19 protein-coding genes and 1 tRNA gene are annotated in these 21,209 nt (G+C 52.5%); 2 read left to right on the forward strand and 18 right to left on the reverse strand.

What is annotated here, in order from left to right:
- Window positions 1-33: 33 nt before the first annotated feature.
- From MKY59_RS24930 to MKY59_RS24960, 7 genes are all read right to left on the reverse strand, one after another.
- Window positions 34-4,053 carry a S8 family serine peptidase gene (locus MKY59_RS24930; RefSeq protein ID WP_339274305.1) on the reverse strand — a complete coding sequence of 1,340 codons (4,020 nt, stop codon included), beginning with the start codon at window positions 4,051-4,053 and terminating at the stop codon, window positions 34-36.
- Between the two features lie 365 nt (window positions 4,054-4,418).
- Window positions 4,419-5,195 carry a class I SAM-dependent methyltransferase gene (locus MKY59_RS24935; RefSeq protein ID WP_339274307.1) on the reverse strand — a complete coding sequence of 259 codons (777 nt, stop codon included), beginning with the start codon at window positions 5,193-5,195 and terminating at the stop codon, window positions 4,419-4,421.
- Between the two features lie 159 nt (window positions 5,196-5,354).
- On the reverse strand, window positions 5,355-5,864 hold the full coding sequence (locus MKY59_RS24940; RefSeq protein ID WP_236414852.1) for a DUF402 domain-containing protein: 510 nt from the start codon (window positions 5,862-5,864) through the stop codon (window positions 5,355-5,357).
- Between the two features lie 721 nt (window positions 5,865-6,585).
- Window positions 6,586-6,659: transfer RNA gene (locus MKY59_RS24945), tRNA-Arg, on the reverse strand.
- Between the two features lie 195 nt (window positions 6,660-6,854).
- A complete protein-coding gene (locus MKY59_RS24950; protein ID WP_290371429.1) occupies window positions 6,855-6,983 on the reverse strand; it encodes a hypothetical protein in 129 nt (42 codons plus the stop codon).
- A 99-nt stretch (window positions 6,984-7,082) separates the two neighbouring features.
- The gene (locus tag MKY59_RS24955; RefSeq protein ID WP_236414439.1) at window positions 7,083-7,439 is read right to left on the reverse strand and encodes a hypothetical protein; all 357 of its coding nucleotides are present in this window, start codon (window positions 7,437-7,439) and stop codon (window positions 7,083-7,085) included.
- Between the two features lie 23 nt (window positions 7,440-7,462).
- The gene (locus MKY59_RS24960) at window positions 7,463-7,762 is read right to left on the reverse strand and encodes a hypothetical protein (RefSeq protein WP_339274309.1); all 300 of its coding nucleotides are present in this window, start codon (window positions 7,760-7,762) and stop codon (window positions 7,463-7,465) included.
- Between the two features lie 199 nt (window positions 7,763-7,961).
- On the opposite strand from MKY59_RS24960, the gene asnB reads away from it, so the two are divergent.
- On the forward strand, window positions 7,962-9,806 hold the full coding sequence (gene asnB, locus MKY59_RS24965) for an asparagine synthase (glutamine-hydrolyzing) (protein ID WP_339274311.1): 1,845 nt from the start codon (window positions 7,962-7,964) through the stop codon (window positions 9,804-9,806).
- Window positions 9,807-9,871: 65 nt separating this feature from the next.
- Here the strand turns inward: asnB and MKY59_RS24970 are convergent, their stop codons facing one another.
- From MKY59_RS24970 to MKY59_RS25005, 8 genes are all read right to left on the reverse strand, one after another.
- Window positions 9,872-10,738 carry an STM4011 family radical SAM protein gene (locus tag MKY59_RS24970; RefSeq protein WP_339274312.1) on the reverse strand — a complete coding sequence of 289 codons (867 nt, stop codon included), beginning with the start codon at window positions 10,736-10,738 and terminating at the stop codon, window positions 9,872-9,874.
- Window positions 10,735-12,144: an STM4012 family radical SAM protein gene (locus MKY59_RS24975; RefSeq protein ID WP_236414443.1), complete on the reverse strand. Its 1,410-nt coding sequence runs from the start codon at window positions 12,142-12,144 to the stop codon at window positions 10,735-10,737. The genes MKY59_RS24970 and MKY59_RS24975 overlap by 4 nt, the downstream gene beginning before the upstream one ends.
- A 13-nt stretch (window positions 12,145-12,157) precedes the next feature.
- Window positions 12,158-12,943: an STM4013/SEN3800 family hydrolase gene (locus tag MKY59_RS24980; protein ID WP_339274313.1), complete on the reverse strand. Its 786-nt coding sequence runs from the start codon at window positions 12,941-12,943 to the stop codon at window positions 12,158-12,160.
- On the reverse strand, window positions 12,931-14,154 hold the full coding sequence (locus MKY59_RS24985; RefSeq protein WP_339274314.1) for an STM4014 family protein: 1,224 nt from the start codon (window positions 14,152-14,154) through the stop codon (window positions 12,931-12,933). The genes MKY59_RS24980 and MKY59_RS24985 overlap by 13 nt, the downstream gene beginning before the upstream one ends.
- A 77-nt stretch (window positions 14,155-14,231) precedes the next feature.
- Window positions 14,232-15,074: an STM4015 family protein gene (locus tag MKY59_RS24990; RefSeq protein WP_236414449.1), complete on the reverse strand. Its 843-nt coding sequence runs from the start codon at window positions 15,072-15,074 to the stop codon at window positions 14,232-14,234.
- Between the two features lie 395 nt (window positions 15,075-15,469).
- Window positions 15,470-16,093, reverse strand: a complete 624-nt coding sequence (locus MKY59_RS24995; protein WP_236414451.1) for an XTP/dITP diphosphatase — start codon at window positions 16,091-16,093, stop codon at window positions 15,470-15,472.
- Between the two features lies 1 nt (window position 16,094).
- Window positions 16,095-16,853 carry a ribonuclease PH gene (rph, locus tag MKY59_RS25000; protein WP_290371430.1) on the reverse strand — a complete coding sequence of 253 codons (759 nt, stop codon included), beginning with the start codon at window positions 16,851-16,853 and terminating at the stop codon, window positions 16,095-16,097.
- A 113-nt stretch (window positions 16,854-16,966) separates the two neighbouring features.
- Complete coding sequence (locus tag MKY59_RS25005) at window positions 16,967-18,022, reverse strand: GerMN domain-containing protein (protein ID WP_339274317.1); 1,056 nt, start codon at window positions 18,020-18,022, stop codon at window positions 16,967-16,969.
- A gap of 216 nt (window positions 18,023-18,238) precedes the next feature.
- Between MKY59_RS25005 and MKY59_RS25010 the strand changes: the two genes are divergently transcribed.
- Window positions 18,239-18,805 carry a phosphatidylglycerophosphatase A gene (locus MKY59_RS25010; RefSeq protein ID WP_236414455.1) on the forward strand — a complete coding sequence of 189 codons (567 nt, stop codon included), beginning with the start codon at window positions 18,239-18,241 and terminating at the stop codon, window positions 18,803-18,805.
- 126 nt (window positions 18,806-18,931) lie between these two features.
- Here the strand turns inward: MKY59_RS25010 and MKY59_RS25015 are convergent, their stop codons facing one another.
- From MKY59_RS25015 to MKY59_RS25025, 3 genes are read right to left on the reverse strand one after another with little or no spacing between them, the layout of a single operon-like run.
- Window positions 18,932-19,564 carry a ferric reductase-like transmembrane domain-containing protein gene (locus tag MKY59_RS25015; protein WP_339274320.1) on the reverse strand — a complete coding sequence of 211 codons (633 nt, stop codon included), beginning with the start codon at window positions 19,562-19,564 and terminating at the stop codon, window positions 18,932-18,934.
- Between the two features lie 31 nt (window positions 19,565-19,595).
- A complete protein-coding gene (locus MKY59_RS25020) occupies window positions 19,596-20,654 on the reverse strand; it encodes an FAD:protein FMN transferase (RefSeq protein ID WP_339274321.1) in 1,059 nt (352 codons plus the stop codon).
- On the reverse strand, window positions 20,651-21,025 hold the full coding sequence (locus MKY59_RS25025) for a hypothetical protein (protein ID WP_339274323.1): 375 nt from the start codon (window positions 21,023-21,025) through the stop codon (window positions 20,651-20,653). Before MKY59_RS25025 ends, MKY59_RS25020 begins: the two co-directional genes overlap by 4 nt.
- Window positions 21,026-21,209: the final 184 nt, after the last annotated feature.

Consider the following 21,209-nt stretch of genomic DNA (forward strand, 5'->3'; position numbering starts at 1 on the left):
AGGATGAAGGCCGTTTTGATGTTGTCCTATATTCTACTTCACTTTTACCGTAATTTTATCGGTGCTGGTCACTCCAGCTTCGTTGATTAATTCCGCCCTGTACGTATACGTACCTGAAGCACGACCCGACAGCTCGCTAACCGCACGTTGAGCAGAAGGCGTAGCTGCGCCCAGTGCTTGAGTATCGATCAACTGATCATTTTCATAAAGACGATACTCCGTCGCATTGGTTCCCCACCACAAGTTCATGGTGATCTTGTAGTTTCCATCTCCATCCCAGTTATCGTGGGAAAGTACAGCCTTGCCTGGCGATGCATCGGTAACCCGGACAGTCAGCGTTTGACTGCGCGTTGTGCCCTTGTCGTTTGTCAGTTCTGCTACATACGTATAGGTGCCATTTGTTTTGCCCGTAATCTTCGTTTGGGCAAATTGTGCCATAGGCGCATTATAGGTCAGCTTCTGGGTATCGATTAACACGCCGTCTTCATAAAGCTTGTAGCTTGTGGCATTCTCCCCCCACCACATGTTCATGCTAACGGTATACGAGCCTCCGAGCAGGCCATTGGCATGACCGTTGTTGTGGGACAATACAGGGGTTCCTGGCGCCCGAGTTGCCGGTGTTTCCGGCTCAGGCTCCGTGAACTTCAAGCTGAGCGCCGTTCTGGCGGTACCGGCAAGCCCCTGTTGATCTTTTACGCTGAACTCGACGACATATTCGCCGGCTTCGATGCCCTCCAAAGGAAGGCTGAAGGTACCGTCGTTCTGCACGTCTAACTTGCCTTCCGCATAGACGGATCCATCCTCCTTTTTCACAACATACGCAGCGTCCAACGAGCCTGCAGGGTCAAACTCGATGTTCCAGCCGCTTTGGAGCGCTGGGGCAACCTGAAAGTACAAATCTTTCACGCTGCCGTCAACGACAACCGTTTCATCATGTTCGAATTCAAGCTTCTCTGGAGCCGTCACGACCGGAGCTGTCTTCTTTACCAAAAACGGAGGCGTGTCTTCGACATACGTTTTGCCGTCCGTTCCGATCGACGTAATATCCACGGTGTACAATCCGTCCGGGATATCCATTGCTGCTTCTGTCGCATAGTCCAAATAATTCCCGGTCCAAGCCAAATTGTATCTCGTATTTGCATTGAAGTTATAATAATTTCCGAAAATGTACCCGATGTATCCATCCTGGTAAGGGCCACCTTCCGGATCCAGGCCGTTGAAAATTTCGATCAACGCAAAATTCATCGGATTGTGGAATTCCATCGCCACGTTCAACGTATCCAACGTACCGTCCGCCTTGAGCGGATAATGGAACGGATTCGTTTCATTGCCATATTTCGTTTCGATATACTTGACGCCGGATTGTGTCAGATTGAAGTGGGCTACGTACGGCACGCTGTACGTTTTCGTTCCATGGCTGAATTGAAGGTAACCTTGGGCTTCTCCTACAGTGGTCACGCCTTTTGGAACTGTAATCGTAACCTGTACTTCTTCCTCCCCGTTCAGCGTGAAGGACGCCTTGTCCACGGATACCGAAACACCGTTCACGGTGCGCGTCGGATTGACGGATACGGCATAATCGCCGCCTTCTCCCTTAAGCGCCTGTACCTTGATCGTTTTGCTGACCGTTTTTTCGTCCGTGCTCAAGAAATTGCCAAAGTTGATGCTGCCCGTTATGTTTTCTTTTTCGATCTCTTCGCCGCTGACCGTATATTTCGTCACGTCCATGACTTTCACGAAAGCCTCGGGATCGAACGCTTCAACCGCCTGAACGCGGCCAGCCCCTTGATCGAATACGTCATAGCTGGCAGTATCCAGAACCTTGGTGTTGTTCATGAGCGCAGCTTTAATGTCAAAAGGAGTCCAATCGGGATGTTTCTCGATGAGCAAAGCAGTTAGTCCCGCCACATGCGGGGTAGCCATGCTTGTCCCCGTTTTGCGGCCATAGGCCTGCGTATAATCCGCTCCCGGCTCATCTTTGCCATAAGCAGGAATCGTGGACAAGATGCTTGTTCCCGGCGCCACTACATCCGGCTTAATGTCTAGCGTAACTTTGGCAGGTCCGCGGGAACTCGAAGAATATACTTCGTCGCCTGGTGCCATGTCTTTGACAAAATCGCTGAAGCTGACCTCGACCTTAAGGCCGGCATCCAGTTGAGCCTTGATGGCTTCTCCATCTTCCTTGCTCATGCTCAGGGCGGGAATGAATTCGAAATCATCCCCCAGGCTTACCCCAATCGGGCCAGGAATATTGTTAAACACAATGACGGCTACCGCGCCCGCCGCTTTGGCATTGGCGATCTTCTCCACGAACGCCAGCTCGCCGCGTTGGATAAGCGCAATTTTACCGTTTATCTCTTTACCTTCGAAATCCGTCGGTTTGCCCAAACCGGTGTACACCAATTCGTATTTTCCATTCAAGACCGCCTCCGGGTCTTCCGCAAGATTCCATCCCATCAAATCCAGATGATAAACGGACTCTGTTACCGACGAAGAATCAGCAGCCGCTGCATCAAGCGCAGGAAGACCTGCTTCCACTGCAGGCGTTGAATTGGAGTCTTCTTCTGCAGGCGCAGAAGGTACACTTACAGGACGTTCTTCATTAGCAACACGTTCGTCAAGACCCGATTCTCCATCAGCATCGGCTCCCTGTTCAGGCTCGGTGTGCTCTGCGGCTTCTTCCGAAACAGCAGGCTCCTCTTTGGGGGCGCTCAACGAAGAATCATCGGATATTGCCCCATTCTCGGGCATGCCCTGAGCAGAGACATCCTCATCGTTTACCTCTGGCACAAGACCCAACTCGGGTGTTTGCTCTGCATCAGGTACGGGTTGTTCCTCAGGCAGTTCCCCTTTGCCCTCCGTGCCGATCCAAAAATGCGCATCTGCCGCAATCGTCTGGCTCGGTCCCGTGGAATTCCCTACCGTGATCGCCATGGCCGAGGCACCCGGCGAGCCCAACGTATAGCGATTAGGCCCATCATTGCCGCTTGCAACGACCGAGGTGACGCCAGCCAGCATCGCGTTGTTCAACGCCACAGAGGTCACATAACTAGGATCGTTCGACTTATTGCCCAATGAAAGGTTGATGATATCCATATTGTCTTCCACCGAACGGTCAATCCCGCCCAAAACCCAGGAGGTTTGGCCGCTGCCGTAAGGGCCCAGCACTCGGTAGGCATAGATTTCGGCCTCAGGCGCTACTCCTTTTACGCCAAAATCGCCTGCTTCGCGGGCAGCGATGGTACCGGCAACATGCGTTCCGTGAGAGGTGTAGTATGCACTGCCGTTTTCGTTAAATTCGGGTTGCCCCGAACCTTTCCACTCTTCATGCGTCGTTTCGTACGGATCATCGTCGTTGTCGACAAAATCCCATCCGCCTTTATAGGCGTCCTGGAGGTTGGGATGCTCGTAATCGATCCCCGTATCAATGACACCGACTTTGACGCCCTCGCCCGTGTATCCAAGCTCCCAAACTTCAGGGGCTCCAATGAAAGGCGCCGAATCCTTCATATAAGGATTGACTTCTTCGTTCTCTGGTGCCAGAGATATTTCCGTATCGGGATAAACGCTGACCACCCCTGGCATACGAATCAATTGCCCCAACTGGTTTCCTTTTATCTCAAGGGCAATTCCATTAAGTGCATATTCATAGTTTTCCACGACCTCGTGGCTGATGTTGTTCTTTGTGAGGTTATGTACAAATGTCTGTTGTTGTTGTTCTACTCGCGCGACAGCATTTGTTTCCATAGAGGAGGTGAATGATCGGCCGGAAAGGGTCGCTTCCCCTTGCGCTACAGCCACGGGTTTATCGGAAAGCTCCACGATGACTTTGGTTGTCTGTCCACCAAGGCCTTCAAGGCTTTGATCCAGATAGGGTTCGGCACCCAGTCGTTCTTCCCGCTGCTCCAAAATTTCCTTCCACTGCTTAAATTCGGCTGCACCAGGCGCTTCGAGCGAAACGGCCGGATCGGCTGGAGCGGCTCCAGCCGCCGGCAAGATGGCAGTACTCATCAACAATGCGCTTAAAAATGCGGACAACAATCGTTTACTCATGGCCAAGCCCTCCTTCTCATGGTTTTTTCGCTAATTCGCTAAAACGGTTCGGGTCACCAAGCAACGACACAGCATCTCTCCCGATCAACGATCCCTCCTTCAACCAGAGTTTGACCCTTGGTAAATTATTCGAGCAGAACACCACGTAAACCTTCTAAATAATTACATTTTTTATATAAAAATTGGTGATATGGGTCCTTTTAAATAGAAATGTGACAAACTGCTTATTTTGTCGATGCTATCGCCCGTGCCAAAAGTCCATGCCATAAAAAAAGGACCAGGCTTCTCGTTGAAGAGAACGTTCCTGATCCTTCGGTTCACATACATGCTCGGTATACTTTACCAACCAAAACCGTAACTTCGATTTAAAAACACTCTGGTTTGATCGCTTCAATCCGAATGCGTTTATAATCGGCATAGACGGCATTGCCGTTCCATAACTGCGGCACCACAATCTCGCTGACTTCCTGACAGATTGCGTTAACCATATCATCATTCATGCCTTGAAAATAATCCCCGCCAAAGTTGGCGAGCCACCCTTCAATACCCGATTCTCCGTCGGCCAATTTGGTCGGACGGTCATAGTGGTAGGCCTGACGAACCATAAAGCCTTGTTTTTCCAACAGAGAGGTGTAATCCCCGATCGTCGGAAAATACCACGGATTGCGTTCGGCGGCGTTGATGCCCGTTTTGCGCTCAATCACTTCTTCCAGCGACTTCACGATCGTTTGCACATTTCCCTTTCCTCCAAACTCGGCCACAAAGCGACCTCCGGGTTTCAACACGTCCCATACCCGGCCGGCAACAAGCTCTGGGCCTCGCATCCAATGAAGGGCTGCATTCGAGAAAACGGCATCATAACGTCCGCGCATTTCAAAGTGATGTGCATCGCCTTGGATAAATTCAAGCTCAGGGAACTTCTCCTTCGCGCGGTGAATCATGTCAGAAGATGCGTCCAAGCCAACAACTTCCGCTCCCGATTGCGAAATTTCGAATGTTAGATCCCCCGTCCCGCAGCCCAGATCGAGAATGCGTTCCCCCTTCTGCGGCTGTAACCATGAGATCAGCGTCTTCCCATATTCCGATACAAAGGCCAGCTTGTCATCATAATCCGCTGCCTTCCATTGGTTGATGGATTGCATAAACACCACCTGCGCTTTCGATAAGATATCTATATTGTGGCACAAATTTATTTATTGATGAAATATATAAAACTAATTTTGTTGATAGGAATTACCTATACAAAAGGCGAATGGCCTCCCTTTGAACAGGAGCACCAAAAGATTTCTTTCAAAGGCCATTTACTCATACAATGAATCATGAAAAGCGTATTTGCGGATGAAATCGAGGTTAAACGGAAACGTTTTGTGCATGGCTTTGTTTTTCAAGCGTTCAAGCGCATCGATGGCTTCAGACTTTAACTCCACTGGGTATCGGTACATCATGCTGTTAGACTCGAACTCGTCCTCATCCACGACGACCCATTCCTTATCCTTTTCCCGGATCAAATCCAGATCCAAATCCGTAAATTGAAGCCCCTTATCAGTCCAAACAGAAGGCATGGCCACATTGCAATACGTGAACGAAACCTCCCCATCGACAACAGCCATGGCAGCCGTAAACCATTCCTTCAGGGAAAAATATTCGATGGACGCATGTTCCATGGTAAACACCTTGTTTTTGGTATGATGGATCAGCTGCCTGCCCGGTTTGCAAAAGACGATCACATGATCGGGTGTACTTTCAATCAGCTGCCCCTCCCATTCATAGTGCGGAATATCCGGATATTTCAAAGCTCTGATTTGGATCATTTTGTTCAAGATCTGTTCTCCCCCTTATCAACGAATGCCACCAAAGCTTATCTCAGGAAGCTCCTTTTGACAAACGTCCGCAGAAAGTGCTGCTCCGACGAACCTTTGGGGTTCTCATCCCCTAATGTAAGCCTCGACAATAAATCACACTACGCCACTACGAGTGCAGTACCATCTTCCGATCGCTGTTATCCCCAGATTTTTTCCGATTCCTTTTCCCAAAGGAAAAATCCGGTGATAAACGCGCCCGCTTCGCTTCTTCAGATTGGTTCTGCCTCTCCGTTAACGTGTGAATATTTTTTCGGGTTTATATTAAGAGAGCTTATTTTACGTCCCAGGAGGGATACTCTCCTTTCAGTCGAGACTGCGGTGTATTCCTCCCGAAGCTTATGCTCCGACGAACCATTGGGGTTCTCATCCCCGGACGCAAAAAAAAGCTCTTCTCAGAGCTTTTCTTTTTACGTCCCAGGAGGGATACTCTCCTTTCAGTCGAGACTGCGATGTATTCCTCCCGAAGCTTATGCTCCGACGAACCTTTGGGGTTCTCATCCCCGGACGCAAGAAAAGCTCTTCTCAGAGCTTTTCTTTTTACGTCCCAGGAGGGATACTCTCCTTTCAGTCGAGACTGCGATGTATTCCTCCCGAAGCTTATGCTCCGACGAACCTTTGGGGTTCTCATCCCCGGACGCAAGAAAAGCTCTTCTCAGAGCTTTTCTTTTTACGTCCCAGGAGGGATTCGAACCCCCGACCGACGGCTTAGAAGGCCGTTGCTCTATCCAGCTGAGCTACTGGGACAAGTATGTATTATTTTTTTCGGAACGTTCTCTATTATACTCCAATTTCTATAATTTTCAATACTTTTTTAAAAAATTAATAATCCTTCTCCATCATCTTCATGCTTCAGACCGATATGGAGAAATAGGCCAAGACCGTTAAAACATAAAGCAGTAAAACCCGTCGTTACAAAGAACGACGGGCCTTGCATTCCGGTTACTTGTTTCCCTGACGCCACGGATTTTTCTGGGCGGCATGCTTGCTGTTTTTCGCCAGCACTTCCTCGGCAAACTCGGTATGATGCGCGTATTGGTTCCCTTTGTTTTTCTTGTACTTGGAAGCCATTGCAGTCACCTCCCCGGAACTGTCTATAGTATGCTCCGGGGGAACAAGCTTACTCTCGAAGCTGGCAGGTAGTTGATGGAGCCATCAACTCGCCCAATCTCAGCGTTGACCAAGCAAATACCGTTGCAAAGTCGGACCAAGCAAACCAAAGCCGAAAAGCTCCTGTTCGAAACGTGCTTTGTCCTCTCCTGAGGTAATGCCCTCACTGTTCTGAAACGCCGTTTCGGTCGCTTCCTCAAAAGCGGTGTGCAGGTTATTGTTGTACCAGTCGAGGGTGGAATCCGAATGATTGCGCACGATCCGAGTGATTTGCAGCGTATTTTGCGGCTGGCTTGCTGCCACATAGACCAGCAACGACGGATCTCCGGCATTGGCAGGCTGGACCTCAACTTCGGCGCAAGACAAACCATCCACTTCGGTTAATCTGCGAATTTTGGCATCCTGAATAGCATACATGTTATATCGCGCTCCTTCTCCATTCATGTCGTTTGCTCGATTTCACGTCTCGTTTCGGAAGTCCCCAAACGGTAGATCTCTCCGTATACGTTTTGCAGCGCTATTTCGTAGGCACGATTTACGGATTCCTCCGGTGTATCTGGCCAGGGCAATACCATTCCCGGAAAAGCCTCCTCTTCCTTCTCCTGCATTACATCAAGCAGTCTCTGCAGCTGCAGGGCTTCATCCGGTGTGGCTTGGATGGTCCATTCGTACGATGCAGCATGTTGGTCCGGTAACACGGAACGGCCAGCCACCGAAACGTAGTAAATGGGCTTTCCCATATTTAGAAATTCTCCTTTGCGTGGCATGCTTCGAACCTGGTCCTCAGATATAGTTTCCGAAGCGGACAGACATTTTATGCCTACTTTCGGCATATATTTGTTACACTTCCGACGAAAAAACCGTATTTGCTGGCCGTGATTACAAGATAAGAAAACATCTATACAGATCAACACTCGACTAAGAAAGGATGAACAAACCATGTGCGGTATAACCGGCTTCATACAATGGAATCGGGATTTGACCCAGGAATCGGAGCTGCTTGTCCGAATGACCGACAGTTTGTCGAACCGGGGGCCCGACGCTTCAGGTACATGGATTTCCAACCCATGCGCTTTTGGTCATCGCCGGCTCAGTGTCATGGATCCGGAGAACGGAGCCCAACCGATGCATGCGTTTCAGGGAGATACCTCTTATACCATCGTGTATAACGGAGAATTATACAATGCGCCCGAGTTGAAGAAGGAACTTCTTCAGCGAGGATATCATTTCCGCACGCAATGCGACACCGAAGTGCTGTTGACCGCTTATATCGAGTGGGGACCAGCCTGCGTGGAACGCTTTAACGGCATTTATGCTTTTGCGATATGGGATGGGGCACGGGAGCAGGTATTCATGGCGCGTGACCGCCTGGGTGTCAAACCCCTGTTCTACAGCCACGTAAAGGACACGCTCGTTTTTGGTTCGGAGCCTAAAGCACTTCTTCTACATCCGGACGTGGATGCAGCCGTAGGCCCTGAAGGATTGGCAGAAGTTTTCATCATCGGTCCGGCACGAACGCCCGGCCATGGCGTATACTCCTCCATGCATGAGCTCAAGCCTGCACATGCGCTCATTTATAACAGGGATGGTGTTCAGATCTATCCGTATTGGAAGCTTGAAAGTGCGGAGCATGAGCACAATCTGGACGAAACAGCCGCCCAGATTCGTCTGCTTCTGCAAGATACGCTGGAGCGGCAGCTCGCTTCCGACGTTCCCGTATGCTCGCTGTTGTCCGGCGGACTGGACTCCAGCGCCTTGTCCGCACTCGCCGTGGACTACTATAACCGGACGGGACAGGGGCAGGTGAGTACCTATTCCGTAGATTACGTGGACAATGCCAAGCATTTTCAGGCCCATTCCTTTCAGCCGGGTGCGGACGGACCTTGGATTCAACGCATGGTCGACGAATTAAAGACGGACCATCACTGGATCGAAATCGAGAATGGCGACCTGGTCAAGGCCCTGACACAAGCGATGCTGGTACGCGATCTTCCAGGCATGGCGGATGTAGATTCTTCCTTATACTTGTTTTGCAAGGAAATTAAAAAAGGAGCTACCGTCGCCATTTCGGGCGAAGCGGCCGATGAAGTGTTCGGCGGATACCCATGGTTTCATCGGGAAGAAATGCTGAATTCGGGAACGTTCCCCTGGTCCGTTGCGCCTGACATGCGAGCCAGCTTGTTATCCCCTGACGTCCGGGAATGGATTCGTCCACTGGACTATCTCACAGACCGATATGCAGACGCTGTAGCCGAAGTACCCGTCCTTCCGGGCGAAAAGGGAAAAACGGCACAAATGAGGGTCATGTCCTACCTGAACATTACACGTTTCATGCCTACTCTGCTGGATCGCAAAGACAGGATGAGCATGGGTGCCGGTTTGGAAGTACGCGTGCCTTATTGCGATCATCGATTGATTCAGTATGTATTCAATATTCCTTGGGAAATGAAAATAACGGGAGGACGGGAAAAAGGCATTCTCCGTAAAGCACTGGAAGGTGTATTGCCGGATGATGTACTGTACCGCAAAAAAACCCCGTATCCCAAAACGCATAACCCACAATACTTGGCTGAGGTCAAAAAACAGGTGCTGGATATACTGGACGACTCGTCCTCTCCAATACTGCCCCTAATCGATAAAGAAAAAATTCGCAATCTGGCCTCCTCACCGGATGCTTCTTCCAATCTTCCGTGGTTTGGCCAGTTAATGTCGGGTCCGCAATTGTTCGCCTATTTATCGCAAATCAATTCGTGGTTGAGCACATATAAAGTAAGCATTCGTTAAGCTCAAAAAAGCACCCTTCTTCAGTAGCGTTTAACTGAAAAGGGTGCTTCCATATGGGCAAATCTTTATCGCTGCATGGCCGTGATCGCATTACGTTCAAGCAAACCTTTGCCGAAGAGCTCTGCAAACGGAGAATCGGCCATATGAATATAACCAATGTAACAACCACATTTGCTCATGCCGCATGGCCGGTCAGCCGCCAGCGATTCCAATCCGTCACGGTACAGATGACCGATGATGCGCCGATCCTTGTAGCAGCGTCTCACATGACCGGAACCTTGGACATAAAACACCGTCGAACCAGCGGCACAGGCTTTGCCTAAACTCGGATAGTCGCGCAAATTCCCCTCGAACAACGGATCGATCGATTGCAGAAAACGGATCTCTTCAACAGAATAATAATTGGGCTTATCCTTAAATGCATTTACCCACAGATATACGTCCTCCGGCAATGCCTGCCGCATCGATTCGATCGCAGGAAAGGCGCTTCGCAGCCCCACAGTTCCCACACTGAAATCAAGTCCCAACTCACGCAAAGTCAGACACTGCCTAACAAAATTTTCCTCTTTGGTTTCCCGCGGATGATACGTCGCCCAGAAGGCTGCCGTTTCCCGATTCAATTCCCCGGCCCAGTCCAGCTTGACAGACAGATTGGTCTGCACGGCCACTTTCTCCACATGCTCCATATGCGAAAGCTCCACCATTGCCTCACGGTACCAGCTTCTTATGAGCGCTTCGCCATACGGATTAAAGAAAAGGGACAACCGGTGACCCGCGGCGGACTGTTCTCTCACCCAATCCACAAACTGGCGCAGCTGTTGTTTATCGAGTTCCAGCGTTTCCTTCGAGTCCACCGTTTTGCTGAAAGGACAATAGGGGCAATCGTAATTGCAAGACGACAATTTGCCGCGATAATAGATTGTAGCCTTCATGAGAACACAAATCCTTCCATCCGAGAACGGATTTGTGCCGAGATCAGCCAGTCTCCGATCGCATCCGAATAACCGAGCCCGTCCTCGTTCAGCCTTAAAATCGTTTGGCCGTTCTCCTGCTCCAAACTCGCCATGCCTTCCGTCATGAGCTCGGATAACCATGAATAATCGCTCATAACGTCTGTCCCAAACCTGTTCTTGTAATCGATCAAGGCGAGTCCTTCACGATGCAGGAGAGCCTTCAGCATAAAGCGCCGTTGCTGTTCATCCCGGGTCAGCACGATCCCGTAATCCGCTTCATCATATCGTTCGGCGGCCACATAATCGGCGATGATGCTTTGGGTTTCTTTGTAGCTCACGCCATACTTGGAAGCATAATGCACCTCGCGTGTATAGGAGCGGGCACCGCAACCAAGCCCGACCATGCCTTCCTCCTGACAGCTGTAAGGCAGAAGCCGCTTGTCTGAAACAGATGGCTCTTTGGCAAACCGACGCATGGAATGCTGCACGTACCCCCGGCTTTTCAATACTTCCCGAGCAGCCTTGTATAACTCCATCCGAATGTCAGGCCCCTGCCGCTCAATGTCATCGGGCTTTACGATCGTATTCTCGCGCGTATACAGCGGATAAATGAAAATCTCTCCAGGTTCATAGGAGAGTGCACGCTCCAGGGAGTATAACCATGATTCAACGGTTTGCCCCGGCAGGCCGTAGATCAGATCCAGATTGAGCAGCGGAAACGAATAACGGGCAAGCTTCTCCAACGCGCGCTCAACCTCCATCGGTTTTTGCGGGCGATAGATCGCTGCCGCTTCTGCCTCGATAAAACTCTGGATGCCCATGCTGACACGATCCACCCTGCGCTCCTTCAGTATGGATAACTTTCCGTCGATCACGGTATCCGGGGATGTCTCGACCGAAATGGAAGCCTGATGCGCATCAAGTCCCATTATGTTTTCCGCGATATCGAACAGTCGGTTCAACTGCCCTTCATTCAAGAGCGTGGGGGTGCCTCCGCCAATCGCAAAACGCGAATACGGCCTGCGCGACGTAAGCGGCGCCCACTGCCTGGCCTGGCGTTCCAGAGCATCCACATAGCGCTCATGGGTATCGTCACGCCGGTCAGGCAGCGTGAACAAATTGCAAAATCCGCAGCGCGCAGCGCAAAACGGGATATGCATGTACAAAAAATACGTCTCCGTCTCTTCCCGCTCCCAGAGCGGCCCAAGCGGAATCGGCGGGTCCAGTTCGCGATATGCCGTCTTGTGAGGATACGAGTACAAATACGAGCGGTAGGGTATAGAAAGGGCTTCCCTAAGTCCGATATGAGGTCCGGACCCGAGTCCGAAACCGGAGTCGGGCTGTACGGAATTGCCCGGCGTCACCTTTTGAATCAAGTCGTCCATCCTGTGCTCCCCTTTACAAAAAAAATTCCCGGTAAGGCACGTTCCAGACTGCTTCATGCGCTAACCGGTGCCCCTGGTAACCATCCTCGCCATAACAGGTGCCGTGATCGGAAAAAGCCAGACAGAACGTCGGCCGCGAACGCTTCCTCATCGCATCAAACAACGGTCCGAGCGCCTTGTCCACGTACCTTAGCGCAGCCCGCTGCGTTTCGACGGAATCCTCCCGGGCCCCCTCCACGAAATACCGATTCGGGCCATGTATGGCAGATACGTTCAGAAACAGAAACAACTTTTCGTCCGGCGCTGCCTGTTCAAGTAATTTCAAGGCATGCCGGACCTGATGTTCCGTGGAACGCGGGTTCGTGACGCCAAAGTTCATGCGCCAGTAACTTTGCTGGAAATAGCCGGGCAGCACTTTGGCCAGCGGGTTCTTTTTGGTAAAGAAAATGACGCCGCCGATGCAGATCGTCCGGTACCCTTCCGCCGCAAGGCCGGATACGATGTCGGGGGTGTCAAAAAGCCAAGTATGGGGGTGCATCTTTAGCCCGGTATTCCGGGAATGGAACAGGCGCACATGAGATGCTTTGTCCGTATTGGCGGGCGTCGGCATGAACCCGCCGAAAAAAGCATGGTGGGCCGCATAAGTAAAGCTGCCAGGCGTATGACGTTTCTCCCACCCGCCAGTGCCGCACAGGTTGGGACAATTCTCTTCCTCCAGCTTGGCTGCGTCGTAACGAAGCGTATCCAGCGTAATCATCAACAAATCATGGGAGCCCACGATGGTGTTCATATCAGGCATTGGTGCAAAGGCTCCTTTCGCAATAGTTCCATTTCCCATTCGTAAGTTCCGAGTCCGTTCCATTCTACCCTGTACAGCAAATCGCCAAAAGGGTTCACGTCAAGCACGTAAGCGCGCGGTTCCGATCCGCTCAGCATGACGTCGATGCCTGCAGACCAGGAATTCGGAAAGGCGGACATCGTCGCCATCGCGGCCGTCCGCACGCGTTCCATCCGCGCTTCGGACAAGCCCGCCGCCTTCGGCAGCATGCGCTCGTTTCGCAGGTGCAAATTTGTGATCGGGGTACGGCTCAGCCGTACGATCGCGTGTCCGGCAAGACCACCGGCCACCAGCTGCCGTACGTCATAGCTGCGACCCTCCAGGGTAGCCTTGGGCATCCAGCGCTCGATCCGCGCCCCCTCCGCACACAGCCAGTCCAACAGCGTTTCGATGTCTTCCCCGGACGTATACCGGCGGAGTCGTCCCTCATTATAGAAAAACGTTTCGCCTGCGCTGCGCTCCATGCCTACAGTCGTCACCGCGATTTCCGCGCCCGTACGCGGGTTCAGCTGATAAGCGACCACGCCCGAAGCACCCGACCCGCTGGCCAATTTCACAAAGACGCGATGCATGCCCGAGTCCAGCATCGCCGCCCGCAAGCCGGCGTAACTCCTTACATGTTCCGATTGCGGCAGCACTGGAGGTACGGATATGCCATGATCGCCCAAATGCCGCTGGCATTTTCTTTTGTCAAACATGATGGCGATATCCTTCGGTTCATTCAGGAAACGAGCACTCGGCCACAACTCCTGCACCTCTTCATCAAGCCGCTGCAAACATGCCTTCCAGCCACGAAACCACTGGCGTGGAGCGTAAATCCGTCCCCACATGTACTCCATACTCAGCGCATCTTCGGCAGCAATAAACATCGACCCGGCAGGATCACGATTGGAGTCCTTCTCTTGACCAAGTCCCTCTGCCGCACCAAGCGCGATCAACTCACGTTCCACGGTCCAGTCCTCGCCCGGCGCATCAAGCCGGACCAACACGGGGCCGTCCCCCCTCGGCTCCCACCATTCCTGTCCGGCAGCATCGGCGAGCGAACCGCCTGAACGCCAGGTCTGAAGCAAGCGTGCGTAGGGCAGCACGATCGCAGGTTTTAAACCGCATCGGCGCCTGGCCTGCTGCATGTCCTCCGTGCGACGGTTATCCGGGTTGCCGATGACCATCATGGGCACGTCTCCCCACGTCTTACACCGATGATCCGGCAAGCTTCTGCCGAAATCCGCATTGGCATGATCAAGCATCATTATTCCGTTAAGGCCGGATAACGCCAATCATCCTCATCGCCGTCCTGTTGATCGCTGACGTTTACAGGTAACCCCGAGCGCTTCCAGCGAATCAGCATTTCATCCGTCATGTAGTGGTAATGAAGATCAAGATGCTTCAGCCCCTTGATTTTATCGCTGGCCAGCAGCGCTTCCGCGCCTTCATCGGATAACGTGCCTTCGGAAAGGTCCAGCACCTCAAGCTGATCCATGATCGGTGCCTGCACCACCGCTTTGGCGATTTCGTCCTGAATTTCGCTATCCTTCAATCCGAGGTATACCAGTTTCGGAAAACGTTCTTTATCCATCAAAGGCAGCACATCCTCCAGCGAACCGTCAAATCCGTAATCCTCCACGCCAAGATACACTTCCAGCTTGCGTAGTTCAGGCAATTCCGCTTTGGCGATGGAAGCCAGCACCCCTTTCGGGAGACCTCCGCAGACAATGACGAGTTCCTCCAGTTTGGCATGCCGCAGCGGTTCCAGGCTAAGCTCATTGCTCCCCTGTACCGTGAACGATGTAAGCTCCGGAAATGCTCCGAGCAAAGGCGTTAAATCCGTCTGGACGATCCACGACACCTCGCATTCCTCACTGTCCATTTCTCCTATGTACAATTTCCTCAGTGCCGGAAAATTCGGAGCCAGTCCGACCAGCGTGTCGATGAATTCCTCCGGCGAATTTTCGTAAGCCTGCCCCCAGTCGCCGATGATGAGGCTTTCCAACGTTTTGCTTTCCGGCTTGCCCGCGAGTTCCTTCAACAAACCCTCCATGCGAATGCCTTCCTCATAATCGTCGTAAGAGACCGTAAGCTTAACTTCCTGCATGCGCTATTCCCCTCCATTTGAGTTCATAAATGGTCCGTCACCCTGAAATGGTACCCCATATCGCCCAAGGCTTGCAACTTCTTCCAACCGCAGCCCTAGACGAATGCAGAAACATGAAACTGCTAATTCAACCCCCGAAAAAACAGGAACGTATGTTTCCATTCTAAAATATGGATTACACTCTTGCCAATAGGTATTTGGGTGGAATTACAATTACGGAAGGCTAATGCCAAAACGAAAAAAAGCGTTAATAACAGGTGGTCCTCCCCGTAAAAACGTAGAAAATGACCATTCCTGCAATAAACGCTTTAGTTCCTTCAAGCCGTATTCACACGGGAGCAGCAGCAATTCATCTCTTATAATCCGTCCGTTTTATCGCTTTCGGTCCCCGAATGCTAGGCCTTGATTCTGTCTACGAGCGCTCGAAGCGCATGACCCCGATGGCTGATGGCCTGCTTTTGCTCCAACGAAAGTTCAGCCATCGTTTTTTCGTATTCGGGCACGTAAAACAGCGGATCGTAGCCGAAGCCGCCTTCGCCGGCGGCATCGCTCGTAATCCAGCCTTCCACGGTTCCTTCTGTCTCGTATTTGTCTCCGGTAGCGGGATCGTACAACACCAATGCGCAGACAAACCGTGCCGTGCTGAGCAGCGGCTGCTGCGTGTCCTCGCCGGATTTGAGCGATTCCAGCGCGGCCAGAAGCTTCGTATTGTTACGTTCGTCGGTGGCGCCTTCTCCAGCGTAACGGGCCGAATACACCCCCGGCTCGCCGTCCAGCAGATCGACGCAGAGACCGGAATCGTCCGCGAGCACAGGCATGCCAAGCGCATCCCCTACCGCTTTCGCTTTCTTCCAGGCGTTCTCGGCAAAAGTAGTGCCATCCTCAACGACGTCCGGCAGTTCCGGATAATCGAACATGCTTTTGACCTCTTTGCCAAGGGGCGCGAAGGCATGGGCAAACTCCCTGACCTTTCCCTGATTGCGAGTAGCAACGATGATCGTTGGGCTGTCCAGTCTCATCTCAAGCCTCTCCCAAACCTTTGGCGCCGATCTTGAGCGCAATCGGTCCGAGCACTTCTTTCTGGCGTTCGATCATCTCCAGAATGCCGCGCTCGCCAAGCTCCAGCATCGTGTTCAACTCGCGACGGTCGAATGGGGCTTCTTCGCCCGTGCCTTGGAGCTCAACGTATTTTCCGCTGCCGGTCATGACCAGGTTCATGTCCACTTTGGCCTTGGAATCTTCGTCGTAATTCAAATCGAGCACAGGCTGCTCGCCTACAACGCCAACGCTGACTGCTGCGATGAAATCCGTAATCGGGAACACCTGCAATTTGTGCTGCTGGGCAATTTTGTTTACGGCCAGCGCCAGCGCGACGAAGGAACCGGTAATGGACGTGGTGCGTGTCCCGCCATCCGCTTGGATGACGTCGCAATCGAGCGTAATCGTCCGTTCGCCAAGGGCCTGCAAGTTGACGACCGAGCGCAGGGCACGGCCGATCAAACGCTGGATTTCCATCGTGCGCCCGGTCAGCTTGCCCCGGCTCGCTTCCCGCTGGTTGCGCGTATGGGTTGCGCGCGGCAGCATCGAATATTCCGCCGTAACCCAACCCTTGCCTTGTCCTTTCATGAAAGGAGGAACCCTTTCTTCTACCGTTGCGGTACATATGACTTTCGTATCTCCGACTTCAATCAATACAGAGCCCTCGGCGTATTTGTTCGTATTAATTGTCAAATTCATCGGCCGCAGCTGTTCGCTGTTTCGTCCGTTAGATCTCATCATTTCTGCCTCCTACGACTTAAGCATCCTGTAATGTCGAGCATGTATTGCACATTAAGCATCCCTTATATTTTACCAAAGAGTTCTTCCAAAAGCACCCTAAACGGAGTCCTATATTAAATCGGAATTTCGTTGATGTGCTCGGGTTTGGAAACCGGAGCGCTGTAATCCTGATTATCATCGGCCATGACCGCTTTCTCCCCGTTCCATTCAATCTGCACTTTGGCGTCCTTGCCGGATGCGTTTTCCGTCGTCGTCAGCACGACCGATTGCAGCAGTTCGCTCGGCACCGGATCCCCTCCGGTGAACATGTCGTCCTTGAGCGCCACCGTCACGGTGCCGTCTTCCTCCGTTTTGACCGATTGCAATTGCGTGCCGCCCGTCATGACCTCTTGAAGCTCGGTATTCTTCGCTGGTCCTTTAATCAGCTCATTCAGCGCGGCTTGTACCTTGTCCCCGCCCGGAGCGACAAATCTCGTGACGGGAACATAATATTGTATTCCTGACGGAGAGGCTGCGGAAAAGTAGACGGTTACCGGACTGCTGTTTGTTGCAAAACTGTCGCCAAGATCAAGGTTGATGCCCACGGTACGGTTCAGCCGTTCGGACAACGGCGTGCCGTTGACCGGCATCTGGGACAGCTTTTTGCCGTCCACCCAAATCTGTACGTTTTCCACGTCCGGCAAACCCGTCAATGTCCAGGTAATGGCCTCCAGGATCTGCCGCTCGTTTTTGGCTTCGTATTTGGCAAAGTTGCCCGAAAACTCCACCACGGCCAGCTTGTCATCCGGATGAACCGTTACGTTCTGCACCACGGTCCCCTGCGGGAGCACACCCTGAAATCCTTCAGGCAGCATGCCGGCATAAGCCCCGCCCAATACCATCGCATCCAGCGCCGTTTTGGGATTGCTTGCATCCACGCTTGCCGGCAGATTGAAGGATACCGGAGCAAGCAGCCCCTGTTGATCCTGCAGGTAGACGGTCGTGAGCGGAAGAGTCGCCATCTTGCCATTGCTCTCGGCAGCCTGGATCATGGCCGCCTCCTGGATCGGCGGCGGCGGATCGATGGCCTCGGATGACTGTGCCCCCAACATGCCGCAACCGGACAGAACAACGGGAATTCCCAGCAGCGCTGCTGCCGATGCGGCACGCAAATGACGGATCTTTCTCATGATCACGTTCCCCCTCATCATTTTTACAGTTTGTACTACCATGTATACGAGCCTCTGTTCAAAAAATAACTACTTTTTCAAACAAGCCCTGCTCTGAACAAACTCTACATGGTAATGACGGTACTTGGGCGAAACAGACAAGGAAACCAAATCCGCCGGATGACGTATTAGGAGACTAGGGTAAGGACATTGCTAATCTCAGAGGAGGCATCGCCCATGACACATCCCGAACACGAAAAAATCCCCTACAGCCTGAACAGCCGCAAAGTGGCTGAGGCTACGAGGGAATGGCTTCATAAGCGCGGCGTCACGATCCCCGAGATCGCCGAACTTGTCATGCTTTTGCAAAAGAGATATTATCCGGGTCTAACCATGGAGGAATGCATCGAAAACGTGGAAATGGTGCTTCGCAAACGCGAGGTCCAGAACGCGGTGCTGACCGGCATTCAGTTGGACTTGCTCGCAGAGGAAGGCAAACTGATCAGTCCGCTGCAGGAAATGATCGAGAACGACGAAAGTTTGTACGGCGTGGACGAGATTCTTGCGTTTTCCATCGTGAACGTATACGGCAGCATCGGCTTCACTAACTATGGTTATGTGGACAAGCTGAAACCCGGCATACTTGATCGTCTTAACGATAAAAGCCTCGGACCTGTCAACACCTTCCTCGATGACATCGTTGGTGCCGTTGCGGCAGCGGCCAGCAGCCGGATCGCCCATCGCAAACAGTCTGAACGCGAAGAGGCGATGGGGCAGCAACCCGTCAGGGATGACGGCATCTGATCCATCTCCCTTCAACTATGTCATTTCCACACGATGGGGTAAACTGAAAAAAGCGGCCCAAGGCCGCTTTTTTCGCTTCCGTTTTTTTGCGTTTCCGCCGGGTTAAACTCCCCCCCGCATGCTCCTTCAGCCGTTCCGTCCCGTCAACTCTCGCAAAGGCATGCCGTCGGCCGATGGCCTTGGCGGTGTATGGTTTGATCCGATGGTGATCTGAGGGCCTTTGCGTTCCCGCATCATTGCGCGCAGCACCGTCATGCCGATGACGCAGAGCCCGGTGAACACATACATCAAGCGAACGATCACGTGATCCGAATCCGTGCCGGTCATTAATCCATGGAACAACAAGCCGATGAACACGGGGTATGATAACAAATGGATCATGAACCACCACTTGCGGCCCAGCTTGTTCCGCAGATCGCTGGATAAAAGTACGACGATCAGGCCGTAAAAAGCCAGCGTGCCCAGTCCGCTGCCAACCGGATGCACCGAAGCCGTGAACGGGATCAGCAATTCCCCCCAGCTGAACGGGCTGTAATAATCGATATACAGCGTTAATGCATGAACCAGGCCGATTCCGAAGGCCAGCCAGGTTGTTTTGGTATGCCATTTGTACATTAGCGCTTTCGGCTTTCCTTTGGCTGCCGGCATTCCCTGGGCAATTCCCAGAAACACGCTTGCAAAGAGCATCAGATAAGCGGCGATGCCCGTTATTCGAATAATGCCCCACGTCGGCAGGTAATTCACGATCCATTGTGCCATATCGGCTCCCCCATATCTAATCATCTTTTCTTTACAGCAAATGAAAACGGTGATCGGGATCGATGCCGGGCCAGCGTTCCTCCAGCAGCTCCGTATCCCCCCTGAATATTATGTTTCCTTCCTTGGTAATCCACAGGACATCATGGGGATCATGATGCCGGTTCAGCCAGCGCAAAGCGTCCTCGCTTCCCAAAATGCAGACGGTCTTAGCGATGATTTCGCATTGCGAAGCGTGTTTGCCAAGAACGGTGCATTGGAGCACATCCGTCTCTGCCGATGCCATCGTGCGCGGGTCAATGAGGTGATGGCCGATGCTTCCATCCGCCAGCCTCCAGCGCCTGCGCCAAATACCGGAGGTCGCCACAGCGCCGCACCGCAATTGGATGCTTCCGGTCAAATTCCGCTTCTCGAGAAAAGGATCGGTCACATAAATCGTCCACGCCGGATGATCTGACGTCCCCCATGTCTGCATATCGCCGCCTGCATTGATCATGCCCGCCGGTATGTGCAGCGTCCGCCGCAGCCACTCGGCAATGCGTTCTACGGTCCAGCCCTTGACGATGCCGCCCAGGTCCAGCTGAGTTCCATGGTCAATGTGCACCATGCGGCTGCCCTCGCGCTGTATCCAGCGGGGACGGCTGTAATCGTACGGCTCTGTCGTCGAATGCACGGACCGCTCATGGGTTCGCATTATCTCAGTAATCCGACTCTGATCCGTCATCGACGGCTGCGGTGCAAATCCATTCATTTCTTGCTTGAAGCTTGCCTCATACCCTTGTTCGCGCAAGGCTGGCAGAATGCCGGGTTGAAACATGCCTTCCGTCTGGCCCATGTATCCGTAAGCCAGGCTCAGCACTTCATCCATGGCAGCGGATACCGGCATCCAGCCTGTTGAGCGATTCAGGCGGCTCAATTCGCTATCCGGCAAAAACCGGCTAAAGCGCCGTTCCTGCGTCTCGAACCAGTTTCTGATCAGCGCTTCGGCCTGCATCGCTTCTTCCAATCCGGTTGCCAGCTGCACCTCCACATCCGTATTCATCGCACGGAAACGGAAACGGACAGGACGTACGCCGTGCTCCGTACGGCTCATGACGCACCTGTGCGTGACTGGTAGCTGCCACTGTCATAACCGGAGCCCGAACCCGTACCCTGACTGCCTTGCGAGGAAGAGCGATCCGCATCGGAACCGTCCGTGTACGAACGTTCGGGAACCGCATTGCGCCCGTCTTGCATCCCGCTTCGTTGCCCCGCTCTAAAATCGTCGTGCCATTCGTCCATCACATCGTCCCGATTCTGGCCAGCGCTGAAAGAAACATCCGTGGCATCCGAGCCATTCGCTGCCGCATAGGCGGCATCAAAGGCATCGGACGATCTTACATATTGAAAGAGCCCAGCGACAGCCAATGTGGCAATCGCCGATATTTTCCATTTTATCCATGGATCTTGCCTGGTTTTGGTCATCGTGTTCCCCTGCCTTATTCATCAAAGTTTATGGTCCCATGTTATGCCCATTGGCTTAAAACAACATGAATGAACCGTTAAGGCAGGCTAAAGCTTGCGCAAAAGACGGCCATGAACCCAAAAAAGCCCGCAAGCGGGCATAATTCCGCTTGCGGGCCTTTGAACCCGGACAACCGCTTCAACC

This window comes from Paenibacillus sp. FSL W8-0426 (genome assembly GCF_037969725.1).
GTDB lineage: Bacteria > Bacillota > Bacilli > Paenibacillales > Paenibacillaceae > Paenibacillus > Paenibacillus hubeiensis.

What these genes read in the sequence shown, in the direction of transcription:
- MKY59_RS24930 (WP_339274305.1), bottom strand. Translation starts at nt 4,053, where the DNA reads ATGAGTAAACGATTGTTGTCCGCATTTTTAAGCGCATTGTTGATGAGT.
- MKY59_RS24935 (WP_339274307.1), bottom strand. Translation starts at nt 5,195, where the DNA reads ATGCAATCCATCAACCAATGGAAGGCAGCGGATTATGATGACAAGCTG.
- MKY59_RS24940 (WP_236414852.1), bottom strand. Translation starts at nt 5,864, where the DNA reads ATGATCCAAATCAGAGCTTTGAAATATCCGGATATTCCGCACTATGAA.
- MKY59_RS24950 (WP_290371429.1), bottom strand. Translation starts at nt 6,983, where the DNA reads ATGGCTTCCAAGTACAAGAAAAACAAAGGGAACCAATACGCGCATCAT.
- MKY59_RS24955 (WP_236414439.1), bottom strand. Translation starts at nt 7,439, where the DNA reads ATGTATGCTATTCAGGATGCCAAAATTCGCAGATTAACCGAAGTGGAT.
- MKY59_RS24960 (WP_339274309.1), bottom strand. Translation starts at nt 7,762, where the DNA reads ATGGGAAAGCCCATTTACTACGTTTCGGTGGCTGGCCGTTCCGTGTTA.
- asnB (WP_339274311.1), top strand. Translation starts at nt 7,962, where the DNA reads ATGTGCGGTATAACCGGCTTCATACAATGGAATCGGGATTTGACCCAG.
- MKY59_RS24970 (WP_339274312.1), bottom strand. Translation starts at nt 10,738, where the DNA reads ATGAAGGCTACAATCTATTATCGCGGCAAATTGTCGTCTTGCAATTAC.
- MKY59_RS24975 (WP_236414443.1), bottom strand. Translation starts at nt 12,144, where the DNA reads ATGGACGACTTGATTCAAAAGGTGACGCCGGGCAATTCCGTACAGCCC.
- MKY59_RS24980 (WP_339274313.1), bottom strand. Translation starts at nt 12,943, where the DNA reads ATGCCTGATATGAACACCATCGTGGGCTCCCATGATTTGTTGATGATT.
- MKY59_RS24985 (WP_339274314.1), bottom strand. Translation starts at nt 14,154, where the DNA reads ATGATGGTCATCGGCAACCCGGATAACCGTCGCACGGAGGACATGCAG.
- MKY59_RS24990 (WP_236414449.1), bottom strand. Translation starts at nt 15,074, where the DNA reads ATGCAGGAAGTTAAGCTTACGGTCTCTTACGACGATTATGAGGAAGGC.
- MKY59_RS24995 (WP_236414451.1), bottom strand. Translation starts at nt 16,093, where the DNA reads ATGAGACTGGACAGCCCAACGATCATCGTTGCTACTCGCAATCAGGGA.
- rph (WP_290371430.1), bottom strand. Translation starts at nt 16,853, where the DNA reads ATGATGAGATCTAACGGACGAAACAGCGAACAGCTGCGGCCGATGAAT.
- MKY59_RS25005 (WP_339274317.1), bottom strand. Translation starts at nt 18,022, where the DNA reads ATGAGAAAGATCCGTCATTTGCGTGCCGCATCGGCAGCAGCGCTGCTG.
- MKY59_RS25010 (WP_236414455.1), top strand. Translation starts at nt 18,239, where the DNA reads ATGACACATCCCGAACACGAAAAAATCCCCTACAGCCTGAACAGCCGC.
- MKY59_RS25015 (WP_339274320.1), bottom strand. Translation starts at nt 19,564, where the DNA reads ATGGCACAATGGATCGTGAATTACCTGCCGACGTGGGGCATTATTCGA.
- MKY59_RS25020 (WP_339274321.1), bottom strand. Translation starts at nt 20,654, where the DNA reads ATGAGCCGTACGGAGCACGGCGTACGTCCTGTCCGTTTCCGTTTCCGT.
- MKY59_RS25025 (WP_339274323.1), bottom strand. Translation starts at nt 21,025, where the DNA reads ATGACCAAAACCAGGCAAGATCCATGGATAAAATGGAAAATATCGGCG.